Raw genomic sequence first — 12,595 nt, 5'->3', positions numbered from 1 at the left:
CGCTGCAGACTACAGCGAAGCGCTGATACCCCATGTGATGGTGAACGACTCCCCTGCCGGCAGCCAGCGCAGGCCGTCACCGCTGTTGAACGCATTGGCCGGGCCGGTCATGGGTTCGATGGCAACGGCTTTTGCCCTGCCGGGGTACTGATCCGTGACGAAGACGTGGACGTAGGCGCAGCTTTCGTCCTGCCAAAGGCTCACGCTGCGGCCGTCCGACGCCTGCAGCGTCTGGCGGGCCGCGCCGCCGTCGAACGCCAGGTCCGTAAACGCGACGTCGATATCCAGTTCCGCCACGGTCCGGCCCGTCCGTAGATCCGTCCCGCCGCTGACCGGCTCCGAACTGCGGGGTATGAGCCGGTCATCGGCCACCAGCCGGCGGGCGGCGCCCACGGTAAGGACCAGATCCGAGGCGGGCACGTCGCCCAGCCTGAGGTAGGGATGGGACCCGAGGACGAAGGGGGCGGACGCCTCTGAATCGTTGAGCAGTGTCTGGCGGACCACGAGCCCGAGATCCTCGGCCAGAACGTACTGGACGCGGTGCCGCAAAAGGAAGGGGTATCCGTGCTGCGGGAAGATTGGCGCCTCCAGGGTCACCGAAAATTCGGATTCGTCCACCAGCTCGTAGGAAGCGTTCCGCAGCAGGCCGTGGCTGGCGTTGTTTCGCGAAACTTCGGTGATGTCCAGCTGCTGCTTCTTGCCGTCCAGGTGCCAGACTCCGTCTTCAACCCGGTTCGCCCAGGGCGCCAGCGTGATTCCGGTGGCACCGGGGGGAATGTCACCGTCTCCGTATGTTTCCGTCAGTTGGACCCCGCCCCGGGAATAGAGCCGAAGTCCCGCGGCCAACTCCGTGACCACGGCCAGGGCATCACCGCGGCGGAGTTCGTACTGCCGGCCGGAGGCGTAGCGGCGGGGCGCGCTTGCGGTTTCGCCAGCGCCAGTGGTGCCGCTTGCGGAGTCGGCTGCGGTTTCGCCTGTGCCGGCGATATCGCCTCGGCCGGAATGAGGTGCGCTCGGAGTCATGGGCACAACCGTACCTGTTCGGGTCCGCCGCCTCCTCCGGACAGGACCGGGCAACGGGGTGTTGTTATCTTTTGTTCGAAACTATTTCTTTTTGATCGTTTTGTGGGAGAATTGAAATGCCTGCTGCCGCGCCTGTCGAGGGCGGGGCTCCGATGGCGGCCGCTCGTAAAGGACAAGACGCATGACACACATCACCAGCACCAACCTTGCCGATGGCCGGGAGCTGCTTTACTTCGATGACGCTCCGGCAGATCACGCTCCGGCAGATCACGCTCCGGCAGATCACGCTCCGGCAGCAGGGACCACGCGCCGGCCCGAGGACACCCCCGATCTCCGAGAACTGCCGGCAAGGAGCGAACCGGGCGAGGTGAGGTTCGATGCCCTCACAGGCGAATGGGTGGCCGTGGCTGCGCACCGACAGAGCCGCACCCACCTGCCTCCGGCGGACCAGTGCCCCATCTGCCCGACGACCCCCGCAAACCCTTCCGAGATCCCGGCACCCGACTATGACGTCGTCGTGTTCGAGAACCGTTTCCCGTCGCTCGGACCGGCGCTCGGTCCGGTTCCCGATAATGCCGGCTGGGGAACAACGGGCACGGCCTATGGCCGGTGCGAAGTGGTGTCCTTCACCCCCGAGCACACCGGCTCGTTCAGCGGGCTGAGCGAAACCCGGGCCCGCACCGTCGTCGAGGCCTGGGCGCACCGCACAGGCGCCCTCAACGCGCTGCCCGGCATCCGGCAGGTCTTCCCGTTCGAAAACCGCGGGGCGGACATCGGCGTCACGCTCCACCACCCGCACGGCCAGATTTACGCGTACCCGTACGTGACGCCCCGCGCGGCAGTGATGGGGGCCGCCGCCCGGAAATTCTACGACGACGGCGACGGCCGTCAGACGCTGACCGGCTCCTTGCTGCGGTCGGAACGCGAAGACGGCAGCCGCATGGTCCTTGAAGGCGAAAACTTCAGCGCCTACGTGCCGTTCGCGGCCCGCTGGCCACTGGAAGTGCACCTGGTCCCGCACCGCCAGGTGCCGGACCTGGCGGCGCTCACCGGCGCAGAGAAGGACGAACTCGCGCACGTGTACCTTGACCTGCTCAAAAGGCTCGACGCCCTCTATCCGACGCCCACCCCCTACATTTCGGCCTGGCACCAGGCCCCGCTCGATGATCTGCTGCGGCCCGCCGGCTACCTCCACCTCCAGCTGACTTCCCCCCGCAGGGCGGAGGATAAGCTCAAGTACCTGGCCGGTTCCGAAGCGGCCATGGGTGCTTTCATCAACGACACCACCCCGGAACTCGTGGCGGAGCGGCTGCGCGCAGTCACGGTTCCCGCATCATCCCTCAAGCCCATCCCGGAAGGCGCACACGCATGATCGCCCCACTCAGCAACGGCGACCTGAGCAGCAGTGACCTTGAGGCACGGTTCCGGGACGCCTTCGGTTCCGCCCCGGACGGCGTCTGGCAGGCACCCGGCCGCGTGAACCTGATCGGCGAGCACACCGACTACAACGACGGCTTCGTGCTCCCGTTCGCCATCGACAGGACGGCCCGCGTGGCTGTCCGGGTCCGCCAGGACTCGACCCTCCGGCTGCTGTCCACATATGGCGACCAGGGACTGACGACGGCGGACACCTCCTCCCTATCCGGTCCACAGGCCAAGGGCTGGACCAAATACCCTCTCGGCGTCATCTGGGCCCTGCAGGAGCGGGGCATTGCGGTGCCAGGCCTTGACCTGCTGCTGGACTCCAACGTGCCACTCGGTGCGGGGCTCTCCTCGTCCCATGCCATCGAGTGCGCCGTCATCTCCGCCCTGAACGAGCTGACCGGCGCGGGCCTGGAAGCGGAGGAGATGGTCCTGGCCACCCAGCGCGCCGAGAACGACTTCGTGGGCGCTCCCACCGGTATCATGGACCAGTCAGCCTCCCTGCGTGGCGCCAAGGGCCACGCCGTCTTCCTCGACTGCCGGGACCAGAGCGTCCGTCTCGTCCCCTTCGAAACAGAGCCGGCGGGCCTGGTCCTGCTGGTGATCGACACTAAAGTTTCCCACTCACACGCCGACGGCGGCTATGCATCCCGCCGCGCCTCATGCGAGCTCGGTGCCGAAGTACTCGGCGTCAAGGCGCTCCGCGACGTAGGCGTGGAGGACCTGGACGAAGCCAGCGGCCTCCTGGACGAGGTCACGTTCCGCCGGGTCCGCCACGTTGTCACCGAGAACGACCGCGTCCTGCAGACCGTGGAACGCCTCGGCTCCGCCGGACCGGGCGCCATCGGCCCCCTCCTCGATGCCAGCCACCGTTCCATGCGTGACGACTTCGAGATTTCGTGCCCCGAACTGGACCTGGCCGTCGACACCTCCCGGGCCAGCGGAGCCATCGGCGCGCGCATGACAGGCGGCGGTTTTGGCGGCGCTGCGATCGCACTGACGCCGGTAACCGCCGAGCAGCAGGTTCGCACCGCCGTCGAGCAGGCTTTCTCCCGCGCCGGCTACCGGAAGCCGGACATCTTCACCGTTACCCCTGCGGCCGGGGCGATGCGGCTGGCATAGCTCGGGCGTAGGCTGGGCGCATGCCAGAAGCTGTCATTGTTTCCACTGCCAGAAGCCCGATCGGACGCGCCTTCAAGGGGTCCTTGAGGGACGAACGGCCGGACGACCTTGCCACCGCGATGGTCACGGCCGCCCTCGGGAAGATCCCCTCCTTCGATCCCCGCGGAGAACACGGCCCGGGCCTGGACGACCTCTACCTGGGGTGCGCCGAACCGAGCGGCGAAGCCGGTTCCAACATGGCCAGGGTGGTCACCATCCTGGCCGGACTGGACAACGTACCCGGCGCCACCATCAACAGGTTCTGCGCCTCCAGCCTCCAGACCATCCGCATGGCGTTCCACGCCATCAAGGCAGGCGAAGGGGACGCGTTCGTGGCTGCCGGCGTCGAGTCCGTGTCGCGGTACCCCAAGTGGACCGGTGCCGGGGAAACCGATGCAGGCACCCACAATCCGCTGTTCGACGCGGCCGGGCGGCGGACCGAGGCCCGGGCCGCGTCCAACACACCCTGGACGGACCCCCGGCTGGGCGGGCGGATGCCGGACATCTACATCGCCATGGGCCAGACCGCGGAAAACGTGGCCACCACCTACGGGATAAGCCGGGCCGACCAGGACGAGTGGGCTGTCCTCAGCCAGAACCGTGCTGAAGCAGCCACGGCCTCGGGATTCTTTGCCCGGGACATCACGCCCTACACGCGCCGGGACGGCACCGTGGTGGACCGGGACGACTCTCCGCGTGCCGGTGTCACCCTGGAAGGAGTGGCTGCGCTCCAGCCCGTCTTCCGCAGCGAGGGGACGGTGACGGCCGGCAACGCATGCCCGCTGAACGACGGCGCCGCCGCAGTGGTGGTGATGAGTGAAGACCGTGCCCGTGAACTCGGGCTGGAGCCGCTGGCGCGGATTGTATCCACGGGTGTCAGCGCGCTCTCCCCCGAACTGATGGGCATGGGCCCGGTCGAGGCGACCCGCCGGGCGTTGGCACGGGCCGGCCTGGCCATAGGAGACATCGACCTCGTGGAGCTCAACGAGGCGTTCGCCGTGCAGGTGGTGGCCAGTGCCCGCGAACTCGGCATCGACCCCGCAAGGCTCAACGTCCACGGCGGGGCGATCGCCCTGGGGCATCCGTTCGGCATGACCGGGGCGCGGATGACCACCACGCTGCTGAACGGACTGAGGGAGCTCGACGGGTCCCTGGGGCTCGCGACCCTGTGCGTCGGCGGCGGCCAGGGCATGGCAGTGGTTTACGAGCGGCTCAGCTGACGAGCCGCCCGGCTTAACAGAACGGGCCCCGCCGTGTGGCGGGGCCCGTTCTCAGCCGGGGCGCGGCGTTGGAGCACGACGGCGGGCGCCGGCTTGGGTGCTAGTCGTCGCCGCGGAGGATTGCCAGGAGGCGGATGATCTCCACGTACAGCCAGACCAGGGTGACGGTGAGGCCGAACGCGGCGGTCCAGGAGAACCGCTCCGGAGCTCCGTTACGGACGCCTTCCTCGATGCTGGTGAAGTCCATGATCAGGGAGAAGGCAGCGAGGCCGATGGCCAGCAGGCCGATGAAGACTCCGAGCGGGATGCCGAAGATCTCGACGCTGCGCAGGCCGAACATTTCGTTCTGCAGACCCGTCAACATCATCACCATGTTGACCAGCGAGAAGACCGCGTAGCCGATAATCGCGATCATGAAGAACCGCATGGCCTTGGGTGTGGCACGGACCTTGCCGCTCTTGAAGAGCAGCAGGGTGACACCGAAGACGGACAGCGTGCCGATCACGGCCTGCAGGCCAACACCCGGGTAAAGGCCGTCGAGGACGCGCGTCAGGCCGCCCAGGAAGAGTCCTTCCAACCCCGCGTAGGCAAGAATCAGGGCCGGCGACGGCTGCTTCTTGAACGTGTTGACGAGGGCCAGCACGAAGCCGCCCAGCGCGCCGACGATCATCAGCAGGGACGCCAGCGGCATGCTCACGAAGAGCGTGACGGCAGCACCGGCCATCAGCACGCCGAGGCAGGCCGCGGTCTTGATGATGACGTCGTCAAAGGTCATCCGCCCGGTTTCGGCCGGGCCGGCTGCCGGCTGGTTGTACATCTGCTGCAGCTGGTCATGGGTCATGTTCTGCTGCTGGGCCATCCAGCCGCCCTGTGCGTCCATGACCTGGCCGGGGGCGCGACCCGGAGCCTGGCCGTACGGGTTCTGCCCGTACTGCGGCTGGCCGTAGGGGTTCTGGCCGTACTGAGCCTGCGGAACAGGCGGTGCCTGGGTGGCTCCACGGAAATTCTTTCCGTTGAAGATCGGGTTTCCGCCAAGTGCCATTGCGGGTGTCCTCCAAATAAAGGGGGTGGGTGGTGATCCTTATAGTTCAAGGTACCAATTTCCACGTACGGGCGGCAGGGATAGTTCCCTTCCGCAGCCAGCCGAAACCCAACCGTGACATGGCCGACGTCCGGCGTGACGGATGCCACAGCCGCCGGTCCCGCCGCGACTGTTTAGGAATACGTTGAATCAACAAAAGTTTTCTTTAGGAGAACTGCATTAATCCTGAGGCTGAGCTTCACGGTCGTTATCCGATCGCTATCTTAGGCGTGCCTGCACGAGGCTTCTTTGGCCCCGGCTGGCTGTAACATAAGCCCAAGCGGGGTGACTGACATCACAAAGTATTCGGCTAATTGCCGCGTACCTGGCGCCACGACAACGTCCCCCGCACCGTTCGCAGTGGTTGTAAAGGCGCAACCCAGTCCACCCCCATGTGGAGGTTTTCATTTTGAGAAACACACTGAGAGGCCTGTCGCACAGACGACGCGGCAGATTGCTTAAGGCGTTGGGGGCTGTCTTTGCCGCCGTCGTGGCAATTCTCCTCGTCGTTGCCCCGGCATCGCAGGCCACTACCCCCTCACCGACACCATCCCCGTCGAACCAGCAGTTCCAGAACAGCATCAGCGGCTTCCTTCGTGACGATGCACGTGCACCAATCGCTGACGTTACGATCACCGCCAAAAGCGGCGATTTCACCGGGACCGCAAAATCAGGCGCCAACGGCTCATGGACCATCGGAGTCCCGGTCCAGGGCACCTATGAAGTGGAGCTGGACGAGTCCACCCTCCCCGAAGGCATCAAGCTCGCCGACGGTCAGGAAAATCCGCGCACCGTCACCTTTAGCCAGACGTCCAACCTCTCAGTGATCTTCGCCTTCGGCAAAGGCATTGTGGTCCAGCAACAGGACTTCGGCCAGAACCTGCTCAACAGGCTCGTGGCCGGCCTGAGCTTCGGCCTGCTGCTGGCCCTGGCCTCGGTCGGACTGTCCCTGATCTTTGGAACCACGGGCCTCACCAACTTTGCCCACGGCGAAATGGTCACGTTCGGCGCGGTGCTGGTCTTCGCCTTCAATGCCATGAGCCTTCCGTTCTGGCTGGCTGTGGTCCTTGCCCTGCTGGGCGGCGGCCTCTTCGGTTACGTCCAGGATGCCGGCCTGTGGAAGCCGTTGCGCCGCCGCGGCACGGGCCTGGTCCCCATGATGATTGTCAGTATCGGCCTCGCCCTGGCTGTCCGCTATGTCATCCAGTTCTACTTCGGCGGATCCACCCAGCAGCTGCCGTACGCCCAGAGCTCCGAAATCCAGATCGGGCCGGTGTCTATCTCGCCCAATAACCTGTGGTCGCTCGTCATCAGTGCCATCGTGATCGCACTGATCGGCATCATCCTTCTGAAGACCCGTTTGGGCAAGGCGACCCGTGCAGTGGCCGACAACCCCGCCCTCGCGGCCGCCTCCGGCATCGACGTCGACAATGTCATCCGCATTGTCTGGGTGGCGGGCGGCATGCTCGCCTCCCTCGGCGGCATCCTTTGGGCCTACTACCGGCCCGGAGTCACGTTCGACATGGGTTCACAGATCCTGCTGCTCATCTTCGCGGGTGTGACCCTGGGCGGCCTGGGCACGGTATTCGGTGCCCTGATCGGATCCATCATCGTCGGCGTCTTCGTGGAGCTGACCACCGTGTTCGGCCTCGCCGCCGACCTCAAATATGTGGGAGCACTGTTCATCATGATTGTTGTCCTCTTGTTCCGGCCGCAGGGCATCCTGGGCCGTCGCGAGCGCGTGGGTTAGGAGACAGCCATGGACTTGGGATTCATTTTTTCCAGCGCTGCCGGTGAACTGTTCAGCCCGACGACGGCGGCGTACGCGCTGGCCGCGCTCGGCCTCGCCGTTCACTTCGGCTACTCCGGCCTGCTGAACTTCGGGCAGGCGGGCTTCATGGCCGTGGGCGCCTACGGCTTCGCCATTTCCACGCTGACCTTCGGCGTGCCGTTCTTTGTCGGCCTCCTCATCGCTGTCATCTGCTCGGCGATCTTCGCGCTGCTGCTGGGTATTCCCACCCTGCGCCTGCGCGCCGACTACCTGGCCATCGTGACGATCGCTGCGGCGGAAATCGTCCGCTACATCGTCACCACCAACCAGCTGACGTCCGTGACGGGCTCGGCCAACGGCCTGGCCGCCTTCGAAGGCGGGTTCTACTCCATGAACCCGTTCCCCGAGGGGTCATATCTCGGCATGAACAACAGGGACTTCTTCATCCGTGTTGTGGGCTGGGGACTCGTCATCATCTGCTGCACCCTCGTGTGGCTCCTGATGCGCAGCCCGTGGGGACGCGTCCTCAAAGGCATCCGCGAGGACGAGAACGCCGTCCGCTCGCTGGGCAAGAACGTTTACGCCTACAAGATGCAGGCACTGGTCATCGGCGGCGTCCTCGGCGCCCTGGCCGGGATGATCTTCACGCTTCCCCGCGGTGCAGTCCAGCCGGCCAACTACGGCACCGAGCTGACGTTCTTCCTGTACACGTGCCTGCTCCTGGGCGGTCTCGGGACGGTACTCGGCCCGGTCGTGGGCGCCATGATCTTCTGGGTGGTGCTTTCGCTCACCCAGGGCATTCTCTACGGTTTGATCGAATCCGGGGCCGTGACATGGCTGAACACGGTCCAGGCAGGGCAGCTGCGCTACATCCTCGTGGGTGTGGCCCTGATGCTGCTCATGATCTTCCGGCCCCAGGGCGTCTTCGGTAACAAGAAGGAGTTGGCGTTCGCATGAGTGAACAACGCAATGTGCCGACATCAAAAGGCACCCAGAATACCGAAAATATCGACTACATGACGGACACCCGGCCGATCGCAGCCGGCGAAACAGCTCCCGGCTGCAAGAAGCGGGACCCGATCGTCGTCGCCGAAAACGTAACCCGCAGCTTCGGCGGCATCAACGCCGTCGACGTCGCGTACCTGGAGATCCCCCGGCACAAGATCACAGCGCTGATCGGACCCAACGGTGCCGGCAAGACCACCCTGTTCAACCTGCTGACCGGCTTCGACACCCCGAACTCCGGCAAGTGGCAGTTTGAAGGCAACAGCCTCGCCGGCGTCTCCCCCTACAAGGTGGCACGGATGGGCATGGTCCGCACGTTCCAGCTGACCAAGGTGATGGGCAAACTGACCGTCATGGAAAACATGCGGCTGGGCGGGTCGGAGCAGCCCGGCGAGCGGCTCTCCAAGGCGCTGTTCAAGGGCATGTGGGGCGGCCGTGAAAAGGAGATTACGGCCCAGGCAAACATCCTCCTGGAGAAGTTCAAACTGGACGCGAAGAAGGACGACTACGCGGCGTCGCTGTCCGGCGGCCAGCGCAAGCTCCTTGAGATGGCGCGGTCGCTGATGGTCAGGCCCAAGCTCGTGATGCTGGATGAACCCATGGCCGGCGTCAACCCGGCACTGACACAGTCCCTCCTGGACCACATCAAGAACCTCAAGGCGGAGGGCATGACTGTGCTCTTCGTGGAGCACGACATGAACATGGTCCGCCACATCGCCGACTGGGTTGTGGTGATGGCCGAAGGCAAGATCGTCGCCGAAGGCCCGCCGGTCGAAGTCATGAAGAACCCCGCCGTGATTGACGCCTACCTGGGCGCCCACCACGACGTGGATCTGGGCGACGCTGAAGGCATCAAGGAACTGGCTGCCGAACTCGTGGCCGACGAGGAGTCCATCGTGGGCACCGAGAACGCCGGCATCATCGCCGTCGACGTCGTTGACTCCGGGTCTGCTGCTGGCGCAAACGCGCCTGAAACCAGGAAGAAGGACACAGAATGAGCGCCACCAGCGCGGCTGCGGCCGCCACCCCAGCCGCTTCCGATCAATCAGTGGTCAAGGTCACCGACCTGGTGGCCGGCTACATCCCCGGCGTCAACATCCTCAACGGCTGCAGCATCGAAGCCCGCAAGGGCGAACTGATCGGTATCATCGGCCCCAACGGCGCCGGCAAGTCCACGCTGTTGAAGGCGATGTTCGGCCTGGTGAAAGTGCATTCGGGCTCCGTGGTGGTCCGAGGGCAGGACATCACCGGCCTCAAGGCCAACAAGCTGGTGTCCAAGGGCGTGGGCTTCGTCCCGCAGAACAACAACGTGTTCTCCACGCTGACCATTGAGGAGAACATGCAGATGGGCATGTTCCAGCGGCCCAAGGATTTCGCCAAACGGTTTGACTTCGTCACGAGCCTCTTCCCTGAGCTCGGCAAGCGCCGCGCCCAGCGGGCCGGTTCACTGTCCGGCGGGGAACGCCAGATGGTGGCGATGGGACGTGCCCTGATGATGGAGCCCGCCGTCCTGCTGCTCGATGAGCCGTCGGCAGGCCTCTCTCCCGTCAAACAGGATGAGACCTTCCTGCGGGTCCACGAGATCAACCGGGCCGGCGTCTCAGTGATCATGGTGGAGCAGAACGCCCGCCGTTGCCTGCAAATCTGCGACCGCGCCTACGTGCTCGACCAGGGCAAGGATGCGTACACAGGCACCGGCCGCGAGCTGATGAAGGACCCCAAGGTGATCCAGCTGTACCTCGGCACGCTGGCGGACGACGTCTAAGCGCCGCTACGAGCTGCAGAGGGGCCGTCACCGTCCGGTGGCGGCCCTTCTGCATGGTGGGGGTCCCGTCCCTCCGGGCTCCTCCGCAGGGCCTTGCTCGGCGCCTGCGCGGCAACAGAAAGCCCCCGTCCGGCGGACGGGGGCTTTCGTGCTATCCAGGTGAAGCGGCTTTACAGCTTGCCGAATTCTTCCTTGGACGGCTTGTAGGTGTTGTCATCCTGGTACTCGTAGATGCCGATGTAGGCTTCCGTCGGGTCGCCTGCCTCCGAGAAGGACACCGGACCGGACTGGCCGTCGTAGTCGATGTCCTTGCCGTTGCGGAGCAGCGTCACGCAGGACGGGAAGTCCGTGCACTTCTCGCCGGCTTCGGATACTGCCTTCAGCTGCTTGGCGACGTCCGTGCCCTTGGTGCTCTTCGCGGCCTCGGCTGCCAGTGCAACCAGGTTGACTGCATCGTAGGACTCGCCAGCGTAGCTGTAGTCCTTCAGGGCCGGGTCAATGGCCAGCAGCTTCTTCTTGAAGTCGTCCTTGGCGAACGTGCCCGGGATGGTGCCCTGGGCGCCCTTCAGCGTGCCCGCCTGGAAGTCCTTGCTGTAGTCCGACGTGTTGCCGTCCACCAGGAACATCTGGGTTGCCTTGATGCCCTTGCCGGTCATCAGCGGGACGATGCTCTTGGCCTGGTCAAAGGTGATCAGGGCAATGGCGTCAGGCTTGGCCGCGATGACCTTGTCCACCTGGCTGCTGAACTGCGAGTCGCCTTCGTTGAAGAGCTCCTCGGCAACCACCTTGCCACCGGCGGCCTCGAACGCAGACTTGACGTTCTTTGCCAGGCCCGTGCCATAAGCGTCATTCAGGACGATCATGCCGACGGTCTGGGCGCCGCAGGTAGCCATGTAGTTTCCGAGGACCTTGCCCTGCAGCACATCCGAAGGAGCCGTACGCCAGTACAGGCCCTTGTCATCCCAAGTAGTGAAGTCAGGAGACGTGTTCGCAGGCGAGAACTGGATGACGCCGGCGCCGGTGATCTGGTTGATGACTGTTTTGGAAACGCCGGAGGAAGCAGCGCCGATGATGGCGCTAACGCCGCTGCCAAGCAGTGCGGTGGTGGACTGGGTGGCGATGTCCGTCTTGGTGTCACCGGAGTCACGATGGATCACCTCAACGGGCTTGCCGAGTACGCCGCCTGCGTCATTGACTTCCTTGATGCCAAGGTTGACACCGGCAATTTCGGGCGGGCCGAGGAACGCCAGCGACCCCGTTGTCGGCAGGAGCGATCCAATCTTGAGCGGCGTGTCGGTTGTGGTGGTCGAGGCCGGAACCGTACCGCCTGCGCCCGCTCCGGTGGTAGCACTGCCCGTGGCGCTCGGCGCCGGGCAGGCAATTCCGGATGCAGCGGGAGTGGTTGAGCCTGTCGAACTCGGGGTGGTCGAGCCGCCACAAGCCGTAGCCAGTAGGGCGACGCCGATGCTAAGCGCTGTCAGCTTAGCGACTCGCGGCGCCGCCTGGGGGAGTGAAATCATTGAGAGTCTCCTCGATCGAAAGGTGCGAACGGCCTTTGATGCGAATTACCAGGTGTTCCTGATTTAGATTCAAGCTAGTGCAATTTCCCGGCGAACATAAGTGACTATGGTCACATCCTTATAACAGTCGTTGCATATGGGAAACCACGGCGAAAGGCGGAGACACGCGGGAAGAGCCGGCCGGAGAAGGGGCAGCTTGACGTACTGCGCGGCGGCTAAAGGCCAGGCGTTTTCGGAGGACGACTGCGCGAAAAGTACCCCAGGTGGGACTCGAACCCACAACACGCGGATTTTAAGTCCGCTGCCTCTGCCAATTGGGCTACTGGGGCGCCCGGTCAATGGTATCCCGTCAGAGCCGCTCGAAGGGCCCGGCGTACCGAAACGTGCCGTGGATGCCTCCCGGCCAGACAGCGAGCGGGAGCAGTTGGAAGAGGTCCCCCCACTCGGCCTGCGGCGGTTCGATACCCAGGGAAACCGAGGGCACGAACCCGAAACGGGAGTAGTATTCCGGGCCACCGAGCAGGGCGATGCCCCGTTCCCCCGCGGCGTTCGCCCGCACGACCGTTTCCTGCATCAGGGCGGAGCCGATGCCGTGCCGCTGCAGCCGCGGCACGACGCTGATGGGAC

The 12,595-nt window shown here is 65.0% G+C and carries 11 protein-coding genes and 1 tRNA gene; 7 read left to right on the top strand and 5 right to left on the bottom strand.

Annotated elements, in window-relative coordinates; all coding sequences use genetic code 11:
* Positions 1 to 9: 9 nt before the first annotated feature.
* Positions 10 to 1,023 (bottom strand): aldose 1-epimerase family protein, encoded by a 1,014-nt coding sequence (locus tag WMN78_RS15875; RefSeq protein WP_340534693.1) that lies wholly within the window; start codon positions 1,021 to 1,023, stop codon positions 10 to 12.
* A gap of 181 nt (positions 1,024 to 1,204) precedes the next feature.
* Between WMN78_RS15875 and galT the strand changes: the two genes are divergently transcribed.
* The 3 genes from galT to WMN78_RS15860 are packed head-to-tail and all read left to right on the top strand — an operon-like array spanning position 1,205 to position 4,826.
* Entirely contained in the window at positions 1,205 to 2,395 is a 1,191-nt protein-coding gene (gene galT, locus WMN78_RS15870) for a galactose-1-phosphate uridylyltransferase (protein WP_340534692.1), read from the top strand.
* Positions 2,392 to 3,567, top strand: a complete 1,176-nt coding sequence (galK, locus tag WMN78_RS15865; protein WP_340534691.1) for a galactokinase — start codon at positions 2,392 to 2,394, stop codon at positions 3,565 to 3,567. Before galT ends, galK begins: the two co-directional genes overlap by 4 nt.
* A 20-nt stretch (positions 3,568 to 3,587) precedes the next feature.
* Positions 3,588 to 4,826 carry an acetyl-CoA C-acetyltransferase gene (locus tag WMN78_RS15860; protein WP_340534690.1) on the top strand — a complete coding sequence of 413 codons (1,239 nt, stop codon included), beginning with the start codon at positions 3,588 to 3,590 and terminating at the stop codon, positions 4,824 to 4,826.
* Positions 4,827 to 4,926: 100 nt separating this feature from the next.
* Here the strand turns inward: WMN78_RS15860 and WMN78_RS15855 are convergent, their stop codons facing one another.
* On the bottom strand, positions 4,927 to 5,868 hold the full coding sequence (locus tag WMN78_RS15855; protein ID WP_340534689.1) for a Bax inhibitor-1/YccA family protein: 942 nt from the start codon (positions 5,866 to 5,868) through the stop codon (positions 4,927 to 4,929).
* 505 nt (positions 5,869 to 6,373) lie between these two features.
* Between WMN78_RS15855 and WMN78_RS15850 the strand changes: the two genes are divergently transcribed.
* The 4 genes from WMN78_RS15850 to WMN78_RS15835 are packed head-to-tail and all read left to right on the top strand — an operon-like array spanning position 6,374 to position 10,448.
* Complete coding sequence (locus WMN78_RS15850) at positions 6,374 to 7,657, top strand: branched-chain amino acid ABC transporter permease (RefSeq protein ID WP_340534688.1); 1,284 nt, start codon at positions 6,374 to 6,376, stop codon at positions 7,655 to 7,657.
* Between the two features lie 9 nt (positions 7,658 to 7,666).
* Entirely contained in the window at positions 7,667 to 8,635 is a 969-nt protein-coding gene (locus tag WMN78_RS15845) for a branched-chain amino acid ABC transporter permease (RefSeq protein ID WP_340534687.1), read from the top strand.
* Positions 8,632 to 9,681, top strand: coding sequence for an ABC transporter ATP-binding protein (locus WMN78_RS15840; protein WP_340534686.1), 1,050 nt, complete (start codon positions 8,632 to 8,634; stop codon positions 9,679 to 9,681). The genes WMN78_RS15845 and WMN78_RS15840 overlap by 4 nt, the downstream gene beginning before the upstream one ends.
* Positions 9,678 to 10,448, top strand: coding sequence for an ABC transporter ATP-binding protein (locus tag WMN78_RS15835; protein ID WP_340534685.1), 771 nt, complete (start codon positions 9,678 to 9,680; stop codon positions 10,446 to 10,448). Before WMN78_RS15840 ends, WMN78_RS15835 begins: the two co-directional genes overlap by 4 nt.
* Before the next feature lie 170 nt (positions 10,449 to 10,618).
* Here WMN78_RS15835 and WMN78_RS15830 read toward each other — a convergent pair whose 3' ends face one another.
* The 3 genes from WMN78_RS15830 to WMN78_RS15820 form a co-directional block, all read right to left on the bottom strand.
* The gene (locus tag WMN78_RS15830) at positions 10,619 to 11,968 is read right to left on the bottom strand and encodes an ABC transporter substrate-binding protein (protein WP_340534684.1); all 1,350 of its coding nucleotides are present in this window, start codon (positions 11,966 to 11,968) and stop codon (positions 10,619 to 10,621) included.
* 255 nt (positions 11,969 to 12,223) lie between these two features.
* Positions 12,224 to 12,297: transfer RNA gene (locus tag WMN78_RS15825), tRNA-Leu, on the bottom strand.
* Between the two features lie 20 nt (positions 12,298 to 12,317).
* Positions 12,318 to 12,595 (bottom strand): GNAT family N-acetyltransferase (locus WMN78_RS15820; protein ID WP_425341162.1); only part of this gene is annotated, 278 nt, incomplete at its 5' end.

Source organism: Arthrobacter oryzae (genome assembly GCF_037911235.1).
Taxonomy (GTDB): Bacteria; Actinomycetota; Actinomycetes; order Actinomycetales; family Micrococcaceae; genus Arthrobacter; species Arthrobacter oryzae_E.
Note: the sequence above shows the minus strand (reverse complement) of the source record. Positions and strands in the feature narration are given on the sequence as shown.